Genomic DNA, 20,422 nt, shown 5'->3' on the forward strand with positions numbered 1-20,422 from the left:
GGCCCGATCGTGACCCTGACAGCCGTCCGCCGACGCCTACCCTGACCGCTCACCGACAGCCGCCCGCCGCAGCGCCGTCCAATGAATCCGATCCGCTCACAGTCCCGGCGCTGCGGTCCCGGCCGCTCGACCACCATTCGTGGATCATGACAGCCAAGACGGTCACCACCTGCCGGCGATCCTCCGCCGACAAAGGCGCCGTCCGCAGCCCTCGTACAACAACGACCGGCGTGCGGCGCTTCGCCCCCGACCTGCCCGGAACAACGACAGCGTGCAAGCGCGGGAACGAGACCCGTCCTACCAGCCCACACCGACTCGCCGCCAGAGCTTCGCATCGGCGCGGTCTCCGATACCGGCAACTACGTTGAGTAATAGGTAGCCACACGATGCCATGATCAATTCACTCTTCTGCCGATGAGCGCACATGTGATCTCGGCGGACGGGACCTGGGTTCTCCACTGTCCGGTGGATCCGTGTCGTCCTGGCAGCAAGGATCCACCGGGTAGTGGTGGAGTTCGCTCCAGATGACGTTGGCGGACCGCGCACGTCTGCCGCTGGTCGCGCAGGGTGTTGCCGAGTGGCAACCCGGTCATACACCCTTTGGTGCAGCAGACGTCGTCCGGGCGCAGACAGAAGGAGCTTCTGTGAGGAAGAGCGAGCCAGCGGCAGGCCAGCCCGAGGCACAACAGGCGAATACGAGAGCGACGCCGACCGGCCCCGAACCGTTGCTGGCGGGCATGACCGGTGCGGCGAGCTCAGCGAAGGCGGCCGTCGGCGACGTGCCGGTCTTCGCGTACATCGAAAGCCTTCCGCAGCCCCAACGGGGTATCGCGGAAAGAATCGATACTCTCGCGGCCAGTACGTTGCCGGACCTCAAGCGGGCGGTGAAATGGGGGCAGGCGTACTACGGCGTCGGTAAGGGGTGGTCTTTCAGCTGCGGCGCCTTCGTCGACCACGTGAAGCTCATGTTCATCAACGGTTCGACCCTGCTGGACCCGGTACCGCCGGTGACTCCAATCGGCATGGGCAAGGCAACCCGCGGCGTGGAGTTGGCGTCCGAGAAAGACCTCGACGAGCCCCAGATCGCTGCGTGGATGAAACAGATCACCGCTACGGCGGGCATGGGCGGCATGGGGCGCTCAACAAAGGAGCGCTCGGAGCCACGCTCGTAAGGCGACGTGTATCGCTGACGATGGCTGCACCTCGCGGTTGCCTGCCTATTGTTGGGCGATGGTGCTTCCTCGTTTTGCCGGGATCCGGCCCGTTCTCGTTGCGCCGTGCGGTGCTCCGGATGATGTCGCGGCCGCGCTTGAGAAGGCTCGCGAGGGTGGGCTCGCGGTGGCGGTGCGCAGCGGTGGGCACTGTTTCGCCGGGCGGTCCAGTGGCACCGGGGTGGTGATCGACGTCAGCCCAATGGCCGGGGTCGAGGTCGACGGCGACCGGGCGGTCATCGGTGCGGGCACCCGCCTCGCCGGGGTGTACGACGCGCTCGCCGCGCACGGCCGGACCATCCCGGCCGGCTGCGGCCCGACCGTCGGCATCGCCGGGCTGACCCTCGGCGGCGGGCTCGGCATCCTCGGCCGCCGGCACGGGCTGACCTGTGACAGTCTCCTGGCCGCCACCCTCGTCCTGGCCGACGGCCGGACGATCGAGGCCGACGACGAGCTGCTGTGGCTGCTGCGGGGCGGCGGCGCACCGGGCGTGGTGACGTCGCTGACGTTCCGGACCGTGCCGGCGCCCGACTCGACCGCGTTCCGGCTCACGTTTCCGGCCGCGGCCGCGACCCACGTCCTCGATGCGTGGCAGCTGGCCCTGCCGGCCCTCGACGACGCGGTCGCGGCGAGCCTGGTCGTCACCGCCCCGCCGGATCCCGCGGCGCCGCTCGCGGTGAAGGTGTTCGGCGCGGCGCCCCATCCGGCCGCGGTCGACGACCTGATCCGGCGGCTCGACGCGGCGCCCCTGACCGACGACCGGCGCCACGGCACCCACCGCGAGACGAAACAGTGGCTGGCCGGCGACGACGCGCCCGACGACCGTTACGCGTACCCGCGCTCGCAGTACTTCCGCGGCACGGTCCCGGCGGCCGACCTGCTGGACCTTGTCACCGCGGACCGCGTCGCGGGCGAGGAACGCGAGCTGGACTTCTCACCGTGGGGCGGGGCCTACAACCGGGTCGCCGCCGACGCGACCGCCTTCCCGCACCGCGACGCGCGCTTCCTGCTGAAACAGACGGCCACGGTACCGGCGGCGCAGCGGCCCGGTGGCTGGCTGGACGCGTCGTTCGCGCTCACCCGTCCGTTCGGCACCGGCGGCGCGTATCCGAACTTCCCCGAACCGGGCCTGCCAGACGAGGCGTACTACCTCGGCAACACCGGCCGGGTGCGGGAACTCCGGGCCCGCTACGACCCGTCAGGCGTGTTCACCGCTCAGCCGAGCAGTTGACGCAGGTACGTCGGGGATCACACCAGCGCGGTCAGCGCTTGCCGCACGGCGTCGGCGCGGTCGATCGAGATGAGGATGTCGCAGTTGTGCAACGGCTCGGTCAGGTGCCAGGGCTGTCCCTCGACGAGCTCCAGCAGTACCAGCTCGATGTGCTCGTCGGAGCCGTCCGGGTCCGCGACCTTGCTGATGTACAGCCCTACTGCCGGATCGCTGGTCTTCACCACGACGGGCTCGGAACGGTGCAGTTCATCGCCGTTGGGTGTGTAGGCCGTGCACGCGGTACGGACGCACCAGACCGGATGGGCGTTCATCGCTGCTCCTTCATCGAGGCATCCCCCACGACCGCGTTGCTCGTCGATCACACGAGGCTACGATCGGGTGACAGTGCGCGGAACTGACCATCAGTGCGGGTATGCCGCAGAGCGAGCGGATGATCCGGGGAGAACGTCATGGCACGCGGACAACCAACGCCGACCGGCAGTCAGGGTTCGCGGGCGATCGGCCCGGTGTCGGGCTTCGTGTTGAAGCTCGCACGGCAGTCGACAGCGTTGACGCAGGAGAAGCTCGGCGAGGCGCTCGGCGTCGACGTCAGCACCGTCCAATTTGAACATCAGCACGACGCACGCCCTGGTCGCCTCTCGTCCGTCGTTGCTGAGCAGTTGCCCGGGCACGCGCATCGGGCTGGGCGCGGTGCTCGATAAGCTCGGCGCCGGCGGAGCATTGGGCCGTGCCGAGCGCGATCAGCTCGCCGGCCTGCAGTACGCCGTGCGCATCGCCGGCCGGTAGAGAGGACACGGGACATGCCTTCTGGTGCCGAAGCGCTCGCCGCCTTCGGGTACGAGCTCGGGCTGCTGAAGCGCATTCGACGTTCCGGTTGGTGGCATGCCGGCGTGCGGGACCCCGAGTCGGTGGCTGAGCACACGATGCGGGCGGCGCAACTGGCTGCGATCATCGCGGCCGAGGAAGGCGCGGACCCGGCTCGGGCAGCGTTTCTCGCGTTGTGGCACGACAGTCAGGAGACCCGGACCGGCGACCTGCCGCACACCGCCTCCGCCTACCTGGGCAAGCCGGACCCGCGTGCGATCACCGCCGATCAGACGGAACAGCTCCCCGGCTCCAGCCGCGACCTGATCCGCGGCGCGGTGGACGAGTACGAGTCACGGCAGACCCTGGAAGCGTTGTGCGCGAAGGACGCGGACAAGCTCGAAATGCTGTTGCAGGCCATCGAGTACCGCGACATCGGCGTGCACCGCGTCGGCGGCTGGATCGAGTCGGCGCGCAGCGATCTCAGGACCGAGACCGCGCGACGGGTGGCGGAGGCGGCGACGAACCTCTCGCCGCTGTCCTGGCGCGACCGGTAGAACGCCGTCGGTTCACTGGAGCAGTTGACGCAGGTACCGGTCGGGGCGGTCGAGGAACGCGCGGAAGTGGTCCACGACGGCGAGGTCGGACCATGCCGTCCGGCGGATGCCGTGGTCGCCGAGTTCGAGCACCGAGGCGGCCGGTAATGCGGTCAGCACCGGGGAGTGGGTGGCCACCACGATCTGCGCGCCGGCGTCGGCCAGGGTGGCCAGGCGGGCCATGAGGCTGAGCGTGGAGGTGAACGACAGGGCCGCCTCGGGCTCGTCGAGCAGGTAGAAGCCGGGCCGGGTGAACTTGCGTTCCAGCAGTGCCAGGAAGCCCTCGCCGTGGCTGCGGTCGTGCAGGTCCGTGTCGCGTGACTCCGGCAGTTCCTCCAGGTACGTGTACAGGCCGTGGGTCGTCTCCGCCCGCAGGTAGTACGCGTCGCCGCGGCTGCCGGGGGTTCGCACCAGGCGCAGCGCCGCGCCCAGCGGGGATTCGGTGGGCCGGGTGCGGTGCATCGCGCTGCGCGAGCCGCCTTCCGGGTTGAGGCCGTACGCCTCGGCGAGGCCCTCGATCAGCGTGGACTTGCCGGATCCGTTCTCCCCGACGAGGAACGTGACGCCGGCCGGCAGGTCGAGCCCCGCCTCCAGTACGGTGCGGACCGCCGGAATGCGCGCCCACCAGGCGTCCGCGTCCCAGTCGGCGCCGGGGTCCAGCTCGACGCGCCGCACCGGGCGGCTGACCTGCCTGTTGCGCGCGTCCACGCCGAAGAACATTACCGCCACACGCAGTGGAAGGGACGGGTCCGGGTCGTCCTGCGGGGCTGACGGAATGAGCGGTTGGGCGGATCATGTGCGCGTGACTTCCGCGGTGCGCACCCGATCGCTCTGGCTGGCGTCTCCCTTCGTCGCGGTGGCCGTGTTGGCAATAGCCGTCGAGGTGTACGCGCACCGCAACCCGCGCAACTACCTGGCGCTGCGGCCGGTGGCCGAGTACGGGCCGACGTTCGCGGTGGCGCTCGCCGTGCCCGTGCTGCTGGCGTTGGCGGTGCTGGTGGCCGCGCCGCCCGGCTCGTTCCGGACGGTGACGGCGTGGGTGCTGGTGGCGCTGGTCCTGCCGGTGGGGTGCGTCGGAGGTCTGGCGGATCCGCTGGTCGCAGCGGAGCGGCAGGTCAGGTCGAGCACCACCGCCACCCGCTCGTCCGACGGGCGCTGGGAAGTCGTCATCGTCGGCTACACGTATCATTCCGACTCCGACGGCTACCTTGACGAGTTCGTGCTGCGATCACGCGCCGGATGGCTCAGCCGGGAGGCGCCGCGTCCCCTGGCGTTCATCTGGCACAGCTCCCACCAGGTCCAGGTCGAGGTCGTCCGGGTCGAGATCCCGGCCCCCGGTGCGATCGAGCTGCACACCAGCGACGGCGCCGTGCACCGCACGACCTTCGACCCCGCTGGCCTGGCGATCGCCGACCGGTTCGAACAATGCGGCGACGAGGGGCAGTTCATCTGCCCGTGACGGCCGGCGGATCCGGACCACCGGCGCGTCCCGCGATCGGTGATCGGCGTTCGTGGTGTGTTCAACCGGCCGACGTCACCGTCCGGCAGGCTACGGCACTCGACGTACATCGATGTCTGGAGTGACCTTCGTGCGTATTCGCCCGTCCCTCACGGCTGGCCTCGCCGCCGCGCTGGCCGTCCCGCTGTTGACCCTGGCTGCCCCGGCCGCGCACGCGGCGGGCACCGGGGTGCGGATCAACGAGGTCGAGTCCAGCGGCGGCAGCCCCGGCGACTGGGTCGAGCTGACCAACACCGGCACCGCCACGGTCAGTCTTGCCGGCTGGGTCATCAAGGACAACGACGACGACCACGCGTTCGTCATCGGCAGTGGCGTGAGTCTCGCGCCCGGCGGGTACCTCGCCGTCGACGTCGAGAGCGCGTACGGCCTGGGCAGCTCCGACAGCGTCCGCCTGTACGAGCCCGGCGGCGCCCTGGCCGACTCGTACTCCTGGTCCAGCCATGCGAGCAGCACGTACGGGCGCTGCCCGAACGGCACCGGCGGGTTCGTGGCCACGACGGCCGCCACGAAGAACGCTCCGAACGCGTGCCCGCCGCCGCCCCCGGCCACCTGGCCCGGCGGGTCGGCGGTCGCCAACGCCGACGCCAGCAACGCCTTCGGCGAGAACCTCAGCGGCCTGTCCTACGAGTCCGCGTCCGTCGTCTGGGCCGTCCGCAACGGCGCCGGCACCCTGTACCGGCTGACGCCGAGCGGATCGACGTGGCAGAAGGCGAACACGTACACGCTGCGCTACGCCAACGGCAGCGGCGATCCGGACGCCGAAGGGGTCGTCGTCACCCCGGACGGCATCATGGTCGCGACCGAACGGGACAACTCGAAGAGCGGCACGAGCCTGCAGAAGATCCTGCGGTACAACCCGTCCGGCAGCACCGTGAGCGCGGCCGCCGAGTGGAACCTCACGGCCGACCTGCCCAGCGCCGCCGCGAACAGCGGGCTCGAGGCCATCACGTGGGTGCCGGACACGGCGCTCGTCGCGGCCGGCTTCCGCGACGAGCACACGGGCGGCAGCTACTCGCCGGCGTCGTATGCCAACCACGGCACCGGCCTGTACTTCGTCGGCGCGGAGGCCACCGGGACCGTCTATGCGTACGCGCTGAACCTGAGCGGCACCGGCTACACCCGCGTCGCCGCGTTCCCGTCCGGGCTGGCCGCCGTCATGGACCTCGAGTACGAGCCGTCGACCGGCCGCCTCTGGGCCACCTGCGACGACACCTGCTCCGGCCGCTCCACCACGCTGACCGTCGGCGCGCAGGGCCGCTTCACCGCGACCGCCACGTACAACCGGCCGTCGGGCATGTCCAACTACAACAACGAGGGTCTCGCGTTCAGCCCGGTGTGCTCCGGCGGCACGAAGCAGGTCCTGTGGGCCGACGACAGCAACGACGGCAGCCACGCCCTGCGCTCGGGCACGCTGTCCTGCTGAACTCAGGAGGGCTCGCCCGCCGCGAGCCGGCGCACGTCCGGGTCGGGGTGGGCGAGCAGCCTCGCCAGGGTGCCGGCGATGCGGTCCCGGTCGACGTTGAGCTCGGTGACGAGGCCGTAGATGGCGTACCCACGCACGTCTTCGTCCTCGTCGCCGGTCAGCAGCTCCAGCGCGGCGACGGCGGCGTCCTCGGGCGCGTCGGGGTCGGCGAGCACGGGCAGGTTCGCCGCGACGTGGAACCGGACGGCGTCGTCGGGGTGGCCGGCGAGGCGGATCAGGTCGGGTAGGGCCTCGGTGACCTGGTTGTACCCGATCGCGGACACGACCCAGGCCAGCACGGTGAGGTCCTGCTCGTGTTCGAGGAGGTCCCGCAGGACGGGTGCGTTGTCCCGGCGGAGGGCGGCGGCGGCCGGGTCGTCCCGGCCGACCTCGCGCAGCACCCGGACGCCGAGCTCACGCCGCTCCGGGTCGCTGTCGTGGGTGAGCGCCCGGGCGGTCTCGAAGACCTCGGGCGTCGGGCGCTGGTGCAACGCGACCAGGTGGTCCCAGTGCCACTCGGGGTCGTCGGCCCGGATCTCGGCCAGGGCGCGTTCGAACAATTCGGGTGTCGAGAGCGCTGCCGGAGACTGTGGTGTCACAGCACGCCATCGTGCCGCACGCAAAGGGCGCCACGCACCCGGGATTACGAGGTGTGCGCGGTCATGTTGTGCTCATGGATGAGGGCGATGGCGCGTGGTTCGTCCCGGGCGTCGATGGCGTCGACGAGGGCGGCGTGCAGGTCGTAGCGGCTCTGGATGTACTCCGGGAGCGGCTCGTCCCCCAGGGGCTGCACCGCCAGGGTGTGTGACTCGATGATCTCGAGCAGGCTCAGGTAGAACGAGCGCAGCATGGCGTTGGGGCTGACGTCGGCGATGCGGGCGTGCAGGGCCCAGTTGGCGTGGATGAAGGCGATGCCGTCGAGGTCGGCGGCGGCGGTGCGCATGCGGTCCAGCTCGGCGCGCATGGCGGTCACGTCGGAGGGGGCGGCGTGGCGCAGGGCGTCCTCGACGAGGAGCGGGTCGAGGGCGTCGCGGAGGCGGACGGCGTCGGCGACGGAGGCGGCGTCCTTGTCGAGGGCGAGCACGGAGTTGCCGAGGCGCACGAGCGGCGACTGGCGGGTCGCGAACAGTCCCCCGGTGCGGCCGGGGCGCACGTCGACCACGCCGCGGGCCTGCACGAGGCGCAGCGCCTCGTTGAAGGTGCCGACCGACACGCCGCAGTGCACCCGCAGCTCCTCCTTGGTGCCGAGGCGGGCGCCCGGCTCGGCGGCGGCGGCGAGCGCGGCGAGCTGCTCGGCGGCCTGTTCGGGGCGCCGCAGCGCGGCCGTGGCGGTGGCGGGCAGCTCCCAGTCGGCGCGGCGCAGCGCGGGCGGGTCGGCGACCATCCATACCTCCGGGGATACACAAACACGCTCGGAGAAAAACTAGCATGCTGATTTAGCGGAGAACTCTTGACGCGTGCCAGCGTCCACACCCAAGCTGAGCTAAACCAGCATGGTGATTGGAGCGGTCATGCGGGATCAGGACTTCCGGGACCTCATGGCCGGCGTGTGCGCGCCGGTCACCGTGGTCACCACCGCCGACGGCGACGGGCCGCACGGGGCCACGGTCAGCTCGTTCGCGTCGCTGTCGCTGCGGCCGCCGCTGGTCACCGTGGCGCTGGACCGCAGGTCCGCCCTGCTCGCCCGGATCCTCGGCAGCCGCCGCTTCGGGGTCAACGTGCTCGGCTCGGCCGACGACGACCTGGCGCTGCTGTTCGCCCGCCGCGACCAGGACCGCTTCGGCGCCGTCGGGTGGAGCCCGTCACACGGGCTGCCGCGGCTGGACTGCGCGGCCGGCTGGGCGGTCTGCGACCTGTGGCAGGTCGTCGAGGGCGGCGACCACCTGCTCCTGCTGGGCCTGGTCACGCACGCGGAGTCCAGCCACCTGTCGCCGCTGGTCTACGGGCACCGCACGTTCGGCACCCACTCCCGCTTCGCCGAGCGCCCCCGAACCCCGATCGCCGACACGATCGCCGCTTTCGCCCGCTGACACCCCAGCTGACACCCCACGAACCCGCCGACACCCCACACAACGGACACCCCAGCAAGGAGTCACCGATGACCACTGCCCAAAGCACCGCCACCACGGCGCCGAGCGCCGCCGAGCTCGTGGCCCGGGTGCGGGAGCTGCACCCGCTGCTCAAGCGCAACGCCGCCGCCGGTGAGCAGGACCGCCGGGTCGTCGAGGAGAGCATCCAGGCGCTCACCGACGCCGGCCTGTTCAAGATCGCCACGCCGAAGCGGTACGGCGGCTACGAGACCTCGCTGCGCACGATGCTCGACGTCTCCGCCGCGGTCGCCGAGGCCGACGGCGGCACCGCCTGGGTCCTCACCCTGACCAACGTCTGCAACTGGCTCGCCGCGCTGTTCCCGCAGCAGGCCCAGGACGAGATCTTCGGCGCCGACCCGGACGCGAAGGTCTCCGGGGTCCTGGCACCCACCGCCACCACGCAGAAGGTCGACGGCGGCTGGCGGGTGACCGGCAAGTGGTACTACAACTCCGGCTCCTGGCACGCCACCTGGGCCGGCCTCGGCATCCCGGTCACCGACGAGACCGGCGCCGTCGTCAACCAGGGCCTGGCCCTCATCCCCCGGGCCGACCTGGGCCTGGAGGACACCTGGTTCGTCGCCGGGATGAAGTCCTCCGGCAGCAACTGCCTGGTCGCCGAGGACGTGTTCGTCCCCGAGCACCGGGTCATGCTGGTCCCGCCGGCCATCACCGGCACCTACGGCAGTGAGCACCTGGACACCGAGAGCTTCTACCGGTCCGCGCTGGTACCGGTCCTCGCGCTGGTCCTGGTCGGCCCGCAGCTCGGCCTGGGCCGGGCGGCGCTGGACTACGTGATCGGCAAGGCAGCGAAGAAGCCGATCTCGTACACCTTCTTCACCGCGCAGACCGAGTCGGTCGGTTTCCAGCTGCAGATCGCCGAGGCCGCCCGGCTGATCGACAGCGCGCACCTGCACGCGTACCGCGCCGCCGCCGACGTCGACGAGGCCGCCGCGCGGGGCATCTACCCGGACTTCGCGGCCCGCGCCCGGGTCCGCTCGGACACCGGCTACGTCGCGGAATGCATCACCAGAGCCATCGACATCCTGCTGTCCGCGCACGGCGCCGGCTCGTTCGCCGACGTCAACCCGTTGCAGCGGATCTGGCGCGACTCGGCCACCGCCGCCCGGCACGCCGTCGTGTCCCCGCAGGTCAGCTACGAGGTGTACGGCAAGGCCCTGCTCGGGGTCGACGACACCATCACCCCGCTGGTCTGACCACCCAAAAGGAGAGCCTTCATGCGCATCGCCAACCTCAAGAGCCGGCTGGTCATCGTCACCGAAGACGGCACTGTCGACGTCGAACGGGCCAGCGGCGGCCGGTTCGGGCCGGACCCCCAGGCCGTGTACGACCGCTGGGCGGAGTTCAAGGACTGGGCCACCGGTACCGACCTGGAAAACGCCGAACCGTTCACCGTGGAGGACCTCGGCGCGCCGGTGCCCGCGCCCCGGCAGGTCTTCGCCATCGGCCTGAACTACTCCAAGCACGCCGCCGAGTCCGGGTTCGCGGTGCCGGACGCGCCCACGGTCATGTTCACGAAGTGGCAGTCGTGCCTGACCGGCCCGGTCACCGAGGTGGAGCTGCCCGAGGGCGGGCACACCGACTGGGAGGTCGAGCTGGTCGTCGTCATCGGCGAGCGGGCCCGCGACGTCACGGAGGCGGCGGCGTGGGGGCACGTGGCCGGGCTGACCGTCGGCCAGGACCTGTCCGAGCGGGTGCAGCAGACGGCCGGCCCGTCGCCGCAGTTCAGCCTCGGCAAGTCGCTGCCCGGCTTCGGACCGACGGGTCCGTGGCTGGTCACCCCGGACGAGCTGGCCGACCGGGACGATCTCGAACTCGGCTGCGCGATCAACGGCGAACAGGTACAAAAGGGACGGACCCGGGAACTGATCTTCTCGGTGCCGGCGCTGGTGTCGAAGCTGTCGGCCAAGGTGCCGCTGCTGCCCGGCGACCTGCTGTTCACCGGCACCCCGGCCGGGGTGGGCATGGGCCGGACGCCACCCCGGTTCCTCGCCCCCGGTGACGAGCTCGTCAGCTCCATCACCGGCATCGGCGAGCTCCGCCAGCGTTTCGTCGCCGCCCCGACCGCGAAAGGATAGACGACCGTGTCTCTGCACCGACTCACCCAGATCGTGATGGGCGTGCCCAACGTCGAGGAGACCGCTGCCTACTACGCCGACTTCGGTCTGGCCCAGGCCGGCGGCAACACGTTCGCCACGGTCGACGGCGGCGAGCAGCTGCGCATCGTGCGCAGCGACCACCGGCGGCTGCTCCAGCTCGGCGTCGGCGCCGACAACCCCGACGACCTCGACCGCGTCGCCGCGTCGATGACCGCGCTGGATGTCGCGTTCGAACGCACCCCGACCGGCGTCCGCGCGATCGACCCCGGCACGCAGGTCACCGTCCACGTCGAGATCGCCGCCCGCTACGACCAGGCGCCGACCCCGGCACCGGCCTACAACACGCCCGGCGTCGACGCCCGCACCGGCGAACGCGCCCCCGGCATCCTGCGCGAGCACCCGGTCCGGCCGCGCAAGCTCGGCCACGTCGTGCTCGGCTCGACCGACCAGGCGTTCTCACAGACGTTCTTCCAGCAGGGCATCGGGTTCAAGGTCAGCGACACGGTGCCCGGCCTGGCCGCGTTCATGCGCTGCTCCACCGACCACCACAACGTCCTGGTGCAGCAGGCCCCGGTCGCGTTCCTGCACCACACGTCCTGGCAGGTCGACGACGTCGACGAGGTCGGCCGGGGCGCCACCGCGATGCTGGAGAAGGACCCCGCCCGGCACGTGTGGGGCCTGGGACGGCACCACGTCGGCTCGAACTTCTTCTGGTACCTGAAGGATCCCGCCGGCAACTTCTCCGAGTACTACTCCGACCTGGACTGCATCGTCGACGACGCGCTGTGGACGCCGCAGGTCTGGGAGGGCGCGCGCGGCCTGTACCGCTGGGGGCCGCCGCCACCGCCGAGCTTCCTGGCCCCCGAGGACCTCGCCGGTCTGATGACCGGCGCCCACCAGCCCGGCGCATGAAAGGCCACGCAATGCCAACGCTCATGGTCATCATCGGTTCCACCCGGCCCGGCCGCGCCGGCCTGCCGATCGGCGAGTGGTTCGCCGGCCGGGTCAAGGACCACGGACACTTCGACCTGCGGATCGCCGACCTCGCCGCGGTCGACCTGCCGCTGCTCGCCGACCCGCACCATCCCCGGCTGCGGCAGTACGAGCACCAGCACACGTGGAACTGGAGCGCCGCGGTCGAGTCCACGGACGCGTTCGTCATCGTGACGCCGGAGTACAACTACGGCTACCCGGCGCCGGTGAAGAACGCCCTCGACCACCTGTCGCAGGAATGGGCGTACGCCCCGATCGGCTTCGTGTCCTACGGCGGGATCGCCGCCGGCACCCGTGCCGTGCAGCAGCTCAAGCAGGTGGTGACGACGCTGCGGATGGTGCCGGTGTTCGAGAGCGTCAACATCCCGTTCCACACCTCGCTGATCGCCGACGGCGCGTTCAACGCCACCCCGGCACTCGGCGACGCGGCCACCGCGATGCTCGACGAGCTCGCCCGGGTCTCCGGCGCGATGCGGACCCTGCGCCCCGGGAGCGCTTGATGGCGCCTTCTGGGCTCATCGACGTGCACGCGCACTTCGTCACCGACGAATACGTGGCGGCGGCCCGCGCCGCCGGGATCGCCCACCCGGACGGTATGCCGGGCTGGCCCGGGTGGGACCCCGCCGATCACCTGGAGCTCATGCGGCGCGGCGGCATCGACAAGGCGTACCTCTCGGTGTCCTCGCCGGGCGTGCACTTCGGCGACGACACCGCCGCGCGGCTGCTGGCCCGTTCCGTCAACGAGTTCGGCGCCGCCGTCGCGCTGCAGCACCCGGACCGGTTCGGACACTTCGCGACGCTGCCCGGCATCGACGGCGCCGTCGCCGAGGCCGCCTACGCACTGGACGTGCTCGGGGCGGACGGGGTCGTGGTCGAGAGCAACCAGCACGGCGTCTACCTCGGCGACCCGCGGTTCGAGCCGCTGTGGGCGGAGCTCGACCGGCGCGGCGCCCTGGTCTTCGTCCACCCGACGTCGCCGCCGAACGCCGAGGCGGTCTCGCTGGGCCGGCCCCGGCCGATGCTCGAGTTCCTGTTCGACACCGCCCGCAGCGCCGCCGACCTCGTCCTCGCCGGGGTCCTGCTCCGGCACCCACGGATCCGGTGGGTGCTGACCCACGCCGGCGGGGTGCTGCCACTGCTCGCCGACCGCATGGACATGTTCCGCGCCGCGTTCGCCGCGTCTCCCACCGACGATCCTGCTGTCATCAGCCAGCTGGCCGGGATCTGGTACGACATGGCCGGCACCCCGTTCCCGCGGCAGGTCCCGGCGTTCGAGGCGGCGTTCGGCACCTCGCGGCTCGTCTACGGCAGCGACCACTGCTGGACCCCCGCCGCCGCCGTCCTCAACCAGATCGCCTCCATCGACGCCGCCCCACCACCACCGGGTCACCCGACGTGGCGCGACCTGACCACGGGCAACGCGCGGCGCCTGCTGGCCGGCGCCGAGCGGTGACCGCCCTGCTGCTGCGCCACGCCGTCGTCGTCGACACCCGGGACGGCTCGCTGCGCCCCGGCACCGACGTCCTCACCGCCGGCGGGACGATCACCGCCGTCGGCGCCGACCTCGACGCGCCCCGCGACGCCACCGTCGTCGACGCCACCGGCCGCTACGTCGTGCCCGGCTACAACGACATGCACGCCCACCCGCTCGGCGTCGTGTCCGGTGGCCTCGCGCCCACCCTCGAGCTCATGCTCGCGCACGGCATCACCGGGTACCGGCAGATGCCCGGCGACCTCCCGCTGCTCCGCGCCCGGGCCGTCGGCGAGCTGCGGTTCCCGGCCGCGTCGCCGGCGCTGCTCGCGATGCCCGGGCCGCTGCTGACGACGCTCAACACCGGCACCGCCGAACAGGCCACCGCCGCCGTCGCCGAGCAGGTCGCCGCCGGCGCCGACTTCGTGAAGTCCGCCGCCATGACCGGGGAGCGGTTCTTCGACGCCCAGGCCGAGGCACTGCGGCTGGGCGTGCCGATCGTCGGCCACCTCCCCAGCGGCATCGACGTGCTGCGCGCCTCCCGCCTCGGCATGAAGTCCATCGAACACTTCGGCGCCGGGCTCGGCGTGATGCCGTGCTGCTCGACCGACGGGCACGACATCTCGCTGGATCTGTCACAACGCCGGCAACGCAAGCTGCCGGCGGTCAGGCTGCCGTTCATGGACGCCGTCATCGCGGCGATCGTGCGGCGGGTCGTGCTGAACCCGGTCCTGCTGAACAAGGCCGCCGACATCGACATCCTCGACCACGCCGTGCGCACCTTCTCCCCCTCGCACGCCCGGGCGCTGGCGGAGCAGTTCGCCGCCGACGGCACCTGGCACGTGCCGACGCTGATCCGGCAGAAGACCAGCAAGCTGTGCGACGACCCCGGATTCGCCGCCGACCCCGATCTGCGGTACATGACGCCGGCGACCCGCAAGACCTGGACCGGTGTGGTCAAACGGTTCGCGAAGTTCACCCCTGCGCAGCGGGCGGTCCTCGCCGCCTCGCACCGGATCGAGTGCGACCTGGCCCGCGTCTTCGACACCGCGGGCGTGCGGATGCTCGCCGGCACCGACTCCTCCGGCGCCGTCTGGGTCGTGCCCGGCGCCGCGCTGCACGACGAGATCGACCTCCTGGCGGGAGCCGGCATCGCGCCGCTGCGGCTGCTGCAGATGCTGACCCTCAACGCGGCGGAGTTCCTCGACGCCACCGACACCATGGGCACCGTCGCGCCCGGCCGCAACGCCGACCTCGTCCTGCTGGACGCCGACCCGGTCACCGACGCGGCGCACCTGCACGGCATCACCGGCGTGGTGCGCGCGGGGACCTACTACCCGGCGGAGCGGCTCGCCGCGATGAAGGACCGCGTCGCGGGTGCCGTCCCGTAAATCCGCCGCAAACGCGCGCAACAGTGTCAGGATGCTCGGCATGTCTGGACGCGCGTTGAGCTTCGGAGCGGTGGCGGAAACCTACGAGCGGTTCCGGCCCGGATACCCACCCGCGGTCGCGGACACCGTGCTGACCTACGCGGGCCGGCCGGTGCTGACGGCCCTGGAGATCGGCGCCGGGACGGGCAAGGCGACCCGCCTGTTCGCCGCGCACGGGATCATGGTCACCGCGACCGATCCCGACGCGGCGATGCTCACCGAGCTGCGCAAGCACGTGCCGGCCACCGTCACCACCGTGGGGGCCGCGTTCGAGGACCTCCGACCGGGCACCACCTACGGGCTGGTCTACGCGGCGGCGGCGCTGCACTGGACGGACCCGGAGGGCCGGTGGGCCCGGGTGGCGGCGCTGCTGGAGCCGGGTGGCGTGTTCGCCTCGTTCGGCGGGCCGGTCCACCTGGCCGACCCGGCCGTCGACGAGGTCGTCCGCGCGGCCCGGGCGCCGTTCCTGGACAGCGACGACATCCCGTCGCCGGACGGTACCCCGGCGCATCACGCGATGCAGTGGCCCGGGACGGAGCTGCAACGCTCGGCGGGGTTCACCGACGTCCGGCAGTCCGTGGTCCCCCGCCGCGTGACGATGACCGCCGCCGACTACGTCGGCCTGCTCTCGACCGTCTCGGCCTACCTGCAACTCCCGCCGCCGGTGCGGGAGCAGGTGTTCGACCGGATCCTGCGGGTCCTGCCGCCCACGGTCGAGATCGCCGGCGACATCATCGTGCACCTGGCCCGCCTCCCGTTGTAGGTCAGCCCACCTGATACCACCCGTACCCGCCCCGCACGAGCAGGAACGGCGCGCCGGGGTACCTGGCGTATTCGGTGATGGCTCCGGTGTCCGGGTTGAGCTGGCCGACCTTCGCCGAGATGTCGTGCACCAGGGTGATCCCGTCGGTCGGGTACGCCACGGCCCGCCACCCGGTGCTCGCCGGCAGCTCGTAGCGGTGCAGGACGGTGCCGGTGGCCAGATCGAACTCCACGACACCCGCTGCTCGCTCGTCGGCCTGGATGGTGACCGCGACGCGGGTGCCGTCGGGTGACACGAGCGCGGTCCGGTTGGGTCGCCCCGCGAGGTTCCTCCGGTCGTCGCTCAGGCGCCGGTGTGGCGGTAGCGGACCTCGGTGAGCGGGAATCCGCGTGAGTCGTCGGTCTTGGTGGCGCCGTCGGGGTGCCAGCCGCCGGCCTCGTAGAAGCGGCGGGCCCGGTCGTTCGTCGCCAGCACCCACAGGATGACGTCGCCGTGGCCGGACTCCCGCAACTGGTGCAGTGCCGCCCGCATCAGGAGGCGACCGGCGCCGCGGTCCCAGTGTCCCGGCAGGACGTAGATCGCCTGCACCTCGCCGACGAGCCGCGGGTCCGTGTCGTCGGCACGGCTCGGCGCGACGGCGACGGCGACGGCGACGGCGACGGCGACGGCGACGAACCCGACCACGCCGGCATCGTCGTCGTCCAGCACGAAGACGGGTTCCAGGTTGCTCTGGAGCCGTCGCAGCCAGCGGATCCGGCCCTGCTCCGGGTCGCGGCGGTCCAGGTAGTCCTGCGGCATCTGCCCCCGGTACGCCGCCTGCCAGGTGCGGGTCTGGACGACGGCGATCGCCTCGGCGTCGAGCACGGTCGCGGGTCTGACGAGCATGCCCGCAACGATATTCCCACCCTGCGTGTGATCAGACTGAAGAGACCGGCGTCTTCTCCGTGTCCAAGGGCGCCGCGCACCTTGATCCGGCCTGGCCGATGTCCGGTCGGGCCGGTCCGGCGCCTGGTCGTCTCCGCATCTGGGAACGCCGGGCACCTGGTGGACATCGGGGCGGCGGTGGCTGGATGCTCGACGTCATGAGCATGATCGGTTCCCCGTTCCGGGGCCTTGCAGCGGGTGCTGCGGACCACGGTGCTCCCGAGGCCGATGTGCGGGTGCTGACGGTCATCGTCGCCGGCCCGGTGGCAGAGCGAGGTGGTGGGGTTGCCGTCGGGTGGTGAGGTGCGGTTCGCGGTGTTGGGGCCGGTGCGTGCGTGGCGTGGCACCGAGGAGGTCGATCTGGGCGGGCCGCAGCAGCGGGCGCTGCTGGCGTTGCTGCTGGTGCGGGCCGGGGAGCCGGTCAGTCTCGGCGAGGTCGTGGATGTGCTGTGGGGTGCGGATCCACCGAACACCGCGGTGAACGTGGTGCACCGCCATGTCGGTGTGCTGCGGCGGTTGCTGGAGCCGGAGCTGCCGGTGCGGTCGGCGGGTCGGTGGCTGCTGCGTTCGGCGGGCGGATACCGGCTTGACGCCGACGTAGCCGCCGTTGACGTGCTGCGGTTCCGGGCGCTGAGCCGGCAGGCCCGCCAGGCGATCGACGTCGACGCCGGGCGTGCCGCGACGGTGTTCGCCGAGGCGCTGGAGCTGTGGCACGGCGGGTGCGCGGCCGGGATCGATGCCGACGCCCGCGCGCATCCGGTGTTCGCGGCGGTGGAGCGTGAGTTTCTGGCCACGGCGCGTGACGCGGCCGACGCCGGGGTGCGTGCCGGGCAGGTGGAGCGGCTGCTGCCGGCGCTGCAGGAGGCGGCGGTGCGTGCCCCGCTCGACGAGCCGTTGCAGGCCGGGCTGGTGCTGGCCCTTGCCGCCGCCGGTCGGCAGGCCGAAGCGCTCGCCGTCTTCCAGCGGGTCCGCGAACAGCTGGCCGACGAGCTCGGGATCGATCCCGGTGCCGAGCTGGCGGCGGCGCACGCGGCGGTCCTGCGCCGCGACACGGCACGATCCGGCGCCGCTGCCGGCCCGTCGGAGCCGGTGCAACGGCCCCGTCCGGCCCAGTTGCCCGCGGCCCCGGCCACGTTCGTCGGCCGGCGGGCGGAGCTGGCCCGGGCGTTGGGGCTGCACACCGGCGCCGAGGCGGCGGCGACGGTGGTGATCAGCGCGATCGGTGGCATGGCGGGCGTCGGCAAGACCACCCTCGCCGTGCATTGGGCGCATCAGGTCGCCGACCAGTTCGCCGACGGGCAGCTGTATGTGAACCTGCGCGGCTTCTCGGCCGAGGCCGAGGTGATACGCCCCGAGCAGGCGTTGCGCGGCTTCCTGGACGCGCTCGGCGTTGCGCCGCAGAGCGTCCCGACCGGGCTGGACGCCCAGGCGGCGCTGTACCGGAGCCTGCTGACCGGACGCCGGATGCTGGTCCTGCTGGACAACGCCCGCGACGTGGAGCAGGTGCGGCCGCTGTTGCCGGGTGCCGGCGGTTGCCTGGCGATCGTCACCAGCCGCAACACGATGCAGGGTCTGGTCGCGGTCGAGGGCGCCCAATCGATGACGTTGGACGTGTGGTCCGCCGAACAGGCCCGTGACTTCCTCGGCCGCCGGCTCGGCGCCGAGCGGGTGGCGGCTGAGCCGGCCGCGGTGGAGGAGATCATCACCCTGTGCGCCGGACTGCCGCTGGCGCTGGCCATCGTGGCGGCCCGGGCCGCCACGAACCCGGCGTTCCCGCTCGTCGCCACCGCGAAGGAGCTGCGGGAGGCCCACGGCAGCCTCGAGGCGTTCAGCGGCGCCGACGCGGGGATCAATGTGCGGGCGACGTTCTCCTGGTCGTACCGGACCCTCAGCCCTGCCGCCGCCAGGTTGTTCCGGCTGCTCGGTGTGCATCCGGGGCCCGATGTCGGCGTGCCCGCCGCGGCGAGCCTGCTCGGCGTGCCGATCCGGCAGGTGCGTCCGCTGCTGGCCGAGCTGACCACCGCGCACATGCTCTTGCAGCCTTCGCCCGGCCGGTACGCCTTCCATGAACTGCTGGGGGCGTATGCCGCGGAGCTGGCCGAGACGGTCGATGCGGCGAGCGACCTGCGACTCGCGCAGCGCCGGATCGTCGATCATTATCTTCCCGCGGCACTCCACGCGGATCGCCTGCTCCAGCCGAAGCGGGTGGCTCCGCAGTTCGCCGCCCTGCCGGCCGTCGTCGATGTCGTCGCCGTGCCGTTCGAAGATCACCGCGCCGCGCTCGCCTGGTTCACCACCGAACGGGCGGTGCTGGTCGCGCTGATCGAGCGGACCGCCCGGGACGGGTGGGACCTCGAGACCCAGTACCTCGCCTGGAGCCTCGACACGTTCCTGCATCGCCAGGGTCATTGGCACGACTGGGTCACCGCCCGCCGCCACGCGCTGACCGCGACCGAACGCGGCGCGGATCGGGCCGCCCGGTCCGGTGCGCACCGGCACCTCGGGCACGCCCTGATGCAGGTGCAACGGCTCGACGAGGCCCGCACGCAGTACACGCTCGCCCTCGCCGGCTTCGAGGGCACGGACAGCCGCACCGAGCAGGGTCACGTGCAGCGTGGCATCGCCCGCACCTACCTGCCGGGCGGCCACTACGCGGAGATGGTGCGGCACTGTGAGCTTGCCGGTGAGCTCTACCGGGCCGACGGCAACGACAACGGATACGCGAAGGCGCTCAACGAGGCCGGGGTCGGGTATGCCTACCTCGGCGACTACTTCACATCACTGCAGAACTGCACGTTGGCGCTGGCCATCTTCGAGCTGCTGGGTGACCGGCACGGCCAAGCGGCCGCGCTGGACAGCATCGGCTCCGCCCACCACGGCCTCGACGACCACCAGACCGCCATCGGCTTCTTCACGCGGGCGTTGCACCTGTGCCGGGAGGTCGGTGACCGGCACGGCGAGGCCGAGACGCTGACCCACCTCGGCGACGCGTGGCACGCCGCCGCCGGCGGCACCGCCGCCAGGGAGCACTGGCAGGCCGCGGAGCTCATCCTCAGCGAACTCGGCCACCCTGGCGCCGACGGCGTCCGAGCCAAGCTCGCCGAGGCCGGGTCACCGTCGTGACGGTGGTGTGATCACAGGCTGGGGATCAGGCCGCCGTCGATGACGATGTCGGCGCCGGTCACGTTGCCGGCCCGGTCGCTGGCCAGCAGCAGGACGAGGTCGGCGACCTCCTCGGGCCGGGTGAACCGGCCGGTCACCGAGCCGGCGGCGGCCTGCTTCGCCACCGCGTCCGGCTCGAGGCCGGCGGCGCGGGCCACGGTCGCCGCGACGCCGCTGTCGCCGAGCCACAGCGGCGTGCTGACCGGGCCCGGGCTGACCGTGTTGACCCGGATGCCCTGCGGGCCGACCTCCTTGGACAGCGCCTTGGAGAAGCTGAGCAGGGCCGCCTTGGCGGCGCTGTAGTCGATGACCAGCGGGTCGGGCAGCCACGAGTTCACCGAGGCGACGGTCACGATCGTGCCGGTGCCCCGGTCGAGCAGGAGCGGCAGGGCCGCGCGGGTGGTGCGGACCGCGGCGAGGAAGTTGATCGTCCAGGCCGAGGTCCAGTCGTCGTCGGTGACGGACAGGAACCCGCCGGTGCGCGGCCGGACCGCGCCGACGTTGTTCACCAGGATGTCCAGGCCACCGAACCCGGACGCCGCCGCCCGGACCAGCGCGGCCGGCCCGTCCGGCGTGGCCAGGTCCACCTCCACCGGATGCACGCGGCCGTCCGCGGCGAGCTGGGCCAGTTCGGCGGTGATGTGGCGGG

Annotated in this window: 23 protein-coding genes; 16 read left to right on the forward strand and 7 right to left on the reverse strand. The window is 72.1% G+C overall.

The genetic code is table 11. From position 1 onward, the window contains the following. Positions 1-644: 644 nt before the first annotated feature. Positions 645-1,172: a DUF1801 domain-containing protein gene (locus tag Dsi01nite_RS10265; protein WP_203845839.1), complete on the forward strand. Its 528-nt coding sequence runs from the start codon at positions 645-647 to the stop codon at positions 1,170-1,172. A gap of 58 nt (positions 1,173-1,230) precedes the next feature. After that, positions 1,231-2,442, forward strand: coding sequence for an FAD-binding oxidoreductase (locus tag Dsi01nite_RS10270; protein WP_203845840.1), 1,212 nt, complete (start codon positions 1,231-1,233; stop codon positions 2,440-2,442). A 17-nt stretch (positions 2,443-2,459) separates the two neighbouring features. Here Dsi01nite_RS10270 and Dsi01nite_RS10275 read toward each other — a convergent pair whose 3' ends face one another. Further along, positions 2,460-2,753, reverse strand: a complete 294-nt coding sequence (locus Dsi01nite_RS10275) for a hypothetical protein (RefSeq protein WP_203845841.1) — start codon at positions 2,751-2,753, stop codon at positions 2,460-2,462. Positions 2,754-3,045: 292 nt separating this feature from the next. Here Dsi01nite_RS10275 and Dsi01nite_RS10280 point away from each other — a divergent pair, with 292 nt between their 5' ends. Together Dsi01nite_RS10280 and Dsi01nite_RS10285 are read left to right on the forward strand one after the other, a co-directional pair. Continuing rightward, on the forward strand, positions 3,046-3,228 hold the full coding sequence (locus Dsi01nite_RS10280) for a hypothetical protein (RefSeq protein ID WP_203845842.1): 183 nt from the start codon (positions 3,046-3,048) through the stop codon (positions 3,226-3,228). A 14-nt stretch (positions 3,229-3,242) separates the two neighbouring features. Further along, positions 3,243-3,803, forward strand: coding sequence for an HD domain-containing protein (locus tag Dsi01nite_RS10285; RefSeq protein ID WP_203845843.1), 561 nt, complete (start codon positions 3,243-3,245; stop codon positions 3,801-3,803). A gap of 12 nt (positions 3,804-3,815) precedes the next feature. Here Dsi01nite_RS10285 and Dsi01nite_RS10290 read toward each other — a convergent pair whose 3' ends face one another. Beyond that, positions 3,816-4,550 (reverse strand): AAA family ATPase, encoded by a 735-nt coding sequence (locus tag Dsi01nite_RS10290; RefSeq protein WP_203845844.1) that lies wholly within the window; start codon positions 4,548-4,550, stop codon positions 3,816-3,818. 94 nt (positions 4,551-4,644) lie between these two features. Here Dsi01nite_RS10290 and Dsi01nite_RS10295 point away from each other — a divergent pair, with 94 nt between their 5' ends. Both Dsi01nite_RS10295 and Dsi01nite_RS10300 read left to right on the forward strand, forming a co-directional pair. After that, positions 4,645-5,301 carry a hypothetical protein gene (locus Dsi01nite_RS10295; protein ID WP_203845845.1) on the forward strand — a complete coding sequence of 219 codons (657 nt, stop codon included), beginning with the start codon at positions 4,645-4,647 and terminating at the stop codon, positions 5,299-5,301. A 130-nt stretch (positions 5,302-5,431) separates the two neighbouring features. Then, positions 5,432-6,784, forward strand: a complete 1,353-nt coding sequence (locus Dsi01nite_RS10300; RefSeq protein ID WP_203845846.1) for a lamin tail domain-containing protein — start codon at positions 5,432-5,434, stop codon at positions 6,782-6,784. Positions 6,785-6,786: 2 nt separating this feature from the next. On the opposite strand, the gene Dsi01nite_RS10305 is transcribed toward Dsi01nite_RS10300, so the two are convergent. Continuing rightward, complete coding sequence (locus tag Dsi01nite_RS10305) at positions 6,787-7,422, reverse strand: HEAT repeat domain-containing protein (RefSeq protein WP_203845847.1); 636 nt, start codon at positions 7,420-7,422, stop codon at positions 6,787-6,789. Positions 7,423-7,466: 44 nt separating this feature from the next. Beyond that, the gene (locus Dsi01nite_RS10310; protein WP_203845848.1) at positions 7,467-8,207 is read right to left on the reverse strand and encodes a FadR/GntR family transcriptional regulator; all 741 of its coding nucleotides are present in this window, start codon (positions 8,205-8,207) and stop codon (positions 7,467-7,469) included. Between the two features lie 127 nt (positions 8,208-8,334). Here Dsi01nite_RS10310 and Dsi01nite_RS10315 point away from each other — a divergent pair, with 127 nt between their 5' ends. The 8 genes from Dsi01nite_RS10315 to Dsi01nite_RS10350 all read left to right on the forward strand — a co-directional run bounded on the left by Dsi01nite_RS10315 (position 8,335) and on the right by Dsi01nite_RS10350 (position 15,687). After that, the gene (locus tag Dsi01nite_RS10315; protein WP_203845849.1) at positions 8,335-8,853 is read left to right on the forward strand and encodes a flavin reductase family protein; all 519 of its coding nucleotides are present in this window, start codon (positions 8,335-8,337) and stop codon (positions 8,851-8,853) included. A gap of 68 nt (positions 8,854-8,921) precedes the next feature. Beyond that, a complete protein-coding gene (locus Dsi01nite_RS10320; protein WP_203845850.1) occupies positions 8,922-10,127 on the forward strand; it encodes an acyl-CoA dehydrogenase family protein in 1,206 nt (401 codons plus the stop codon). A gap of 21 nt (positions 10,128-10,148) precedes the next feature. Further along, positions 10,149-11,009 (forward strand): fumarylacetoacetate hydrolase family protein, encoded by an 861-nt coding sequence (locus tag Dsi01nite_RS10325; protein WP_203845851.1) that lies wholly within the window; start codon positions 10,149-10,151, stop codon positions 11,007-11,009. A 6-nt stretch (positions 11,010-11,015) separates the two neighbouring features. Next, a complete protein-coding gene (locus Dsi01nite_RS10330; RefSeq protein WP_203845852.1) occupies positions 11,016-11,942 on the forward strand; it encodes a VOC family protein in 927 nt (308 codons plus the stop codon). An 11-nt stretch (positions 11,943-11,953) separates the two neighbouring features. Next, positions 11,954-12,523: an NADPH-dependent FMN reductase gene (locus Dsi01nite_RS10335; RefSeq protein ID WP_203845853.1), complete on the forward strand. Its 570-nt coding sequence runs from the start codon at positions 11,954-11,956 to the stop codon at positions 12,521-12,523. Then, positions 12,523-13,476 carry an amidohydrolase family protein gene (locus tag Dsi01nite_RS10340; protein ID WP_203845854.1) on the forward strand — a complete coding sequence of 318 codons (954 nt, stop codon included), beginning with the start codon at positions 12,523-12,525 and terminating at the stop codon, positions 13,474-13,476. The genes Dsi01nite_RS10335 and Dsi01nite_RS10340 overlap by 1 nt, the downstream gene beginning before the upstream one ends. Then, entirely contained in the window at positions 13,473-14,885 is a 1,413-nt protein-coding gene (locus tag Dsi01nite_RS10345; protein ID WP_203845855.1) for an amidohydrolase family protein, read from the forward strand. Before Dsi01nite_RS10340 ends, Dsi01nite_RS10345 begins: the two co-directional genes overlap by 4 nt. Before the next feature lie 40 nt (positions 14,886-14,925). Then, positions 14,926-15,687: a class I SAM-dependent methyltransferase gene (locus tag Dsi01nite_RS10350; protein ID WP_203845856.1), complete on the forward strand. Its 762-nt coding sequence runs from the start codon at positions 14,926-14,928 to the stop codon at positions 15,685-15,687. A 1-nt stretch (position 15,688) separates the two neighbouring features. Here Dsi01nite_RS10350 and Dsi01nite_RS10355 read toward each other — a convergent pair whose 3' ends face one another. After that, entirely contained in the window at positions 15,689-15,982 is a 294-nt protein-coding gene (locus Dsi01nite_RS10355; RefSeq protein ID WP_203845857.1) for an NHL repeat-containing protein, read from the reverse strand. 47 nt (positions 15,983-16,029) lie between these two features. Next, positions 16,030-16,572: a GNAT family N-acetyltransferase gene (locus Dsi01nite_RS10360; protein WP_203845858.1), complete on the reverse strand. Its 543-nt coding sequence runs from the start codon at positions 16,570-16,572 to the stop codon at positions 16,030-16,032. 185 nt (positions 16,573-16,757) lie between these two features. Between Dsi01nite_RS10360 and Dsi01nite_RS10365 the strand changes: the two genes are divergently transcribed. Continuing rightward, a complete protein-coding gene (locus tag Dsi01nite_RS10365) occupies positions 16,758-16,913 on the forward strand; it encodes a hypothetical protein (RefSeq protein ID WP_203845859.1) in 156 nt (51 codons plus the stop codon). Between the two features lie 25 nt (positions 16,914-16,938). Then, positions 16,939-19,734, forward strand: coding sequence for an AfsR/SARP family transcriptional regulator (locus tag Dsi01nite_RS10370; protein WP_203845860.1), 2,796 nt, complete (start codon positions 16,939-16,941; stop codon positions 19,732-19,734). Between the two features lie 11 nt (positions 19,735-19,745). Here Dsi01nite_RS10370 and Dsi01nite_RS10375 read toward each other — a convergent pair. Beyond that, positions 19,746-20,422 (reverse strand): SDR family oxidoreductase (locus tag Dsi01nite_RS10375; RefSeq protein ID WP_203845861.1); only part of this gene is annotated, 677 nt, incomplete at its 5' end.

Origin of the sequence: Dactylosporangium siamense (assembly GCF_016862795.1) — a bacterium.
Classification (GTDB): domain Bacteria; phylum Actinomycetota; class Actinomycetes; order Mycobacteriales; family Micromonosporaceae; genus Dactylosporangium; species Dactylosporangium siamense.

Bases quoted from the DNA above. Each gene is read 5' to 3' on its own strand.
- Dsi01nite_RS10315 (WP_203845849.1), top strand. From the start codon at position 8,335: ATGCGGGATCAGGACTTCCGGGACCTCATGGCCGGCGTGTGCGCGCCG.
- Dsi01nite_RS10285 (WP_203845843.1), top strand. From the start codon at position 3,243: ATGCCTTCTGGTGCCGAAGCGCTCGCCGCCTTCGGGTACGAGCTCGGG.
- Dsi01nite_RS10335 (WP_203845853.1), top strand. From the start codon at position 11,954: ATGCCAACGCTCATGGTCATCATCGGTTCCACCCGGCCCGGCCGCGCC.
- Dsi01nite_RS10310 (WP_203845848.1), bottom strand. From the start codon at position 8,207: ATGGTCGCCGACCCGCCCGCGCTGCGCCGCGCCGACTGGGAGCTGCCC.
- Dsi01nite_RS10275 (WP_203845841.1), bottom strand. From the start codon at position 2,753: ATGAACGCCCATCCGGTCTGGTGCGTCCGTACCGCGTGCACGGCCTAC.
- Dsi01nite_RS10325 (WP_203845851.1), top strand. From the start codon at position 10,149: ATGCGCATCGCCAACCTCAAGAGCCGGCTGGTCATCGTCACCGAAGAC.
- Dsi01nite_RS10340 (WP_203845854.1), top strand. From the start codon at position 12,523: ATGGCGCCTTCTGGGCTCATCGACGTGCACGCGCACTTCGTCACCGAC.
- Dsi01nite_RS10360 (WP_203845858.1), bottom strand. From the start codon at position 16,572: ATGCTCGTCAGACCCGCGACCGTGCTCGACGCCGAGGCGATCGCCGTC.
- Dsi01nite_RS10365 (WP_203845859.1), top strand. From the start codon at position 16,758: ATGCTCGACGTCATGAGCATGATCGGTTCCCCGTTCCGGGGCCTTGCA.
- Dsi01nite_RS10350 (WP_203845856.1), top strand. From the start codon at position 14,926: ATGTCTGGACGCGCGTTGAGCTTCGGAGCGGTGGCGGAAACCTACGAG.
- Dsi01nite_RS10320 (WP_203845850.1), top strand. From the start codon at position 8,922: ATGACCACTGCCCAAAGCACCGCCACCACGGCGCCGAGCGCCGCCGAG.
- Dsi01nite_RS10270 (WP_203845840.1), top strand. From the start codon at position 1,231: ATGGTGCTTCCTCGTTTTGCCGGGATCCGGCCCGTTCTCGTTGCGCCG.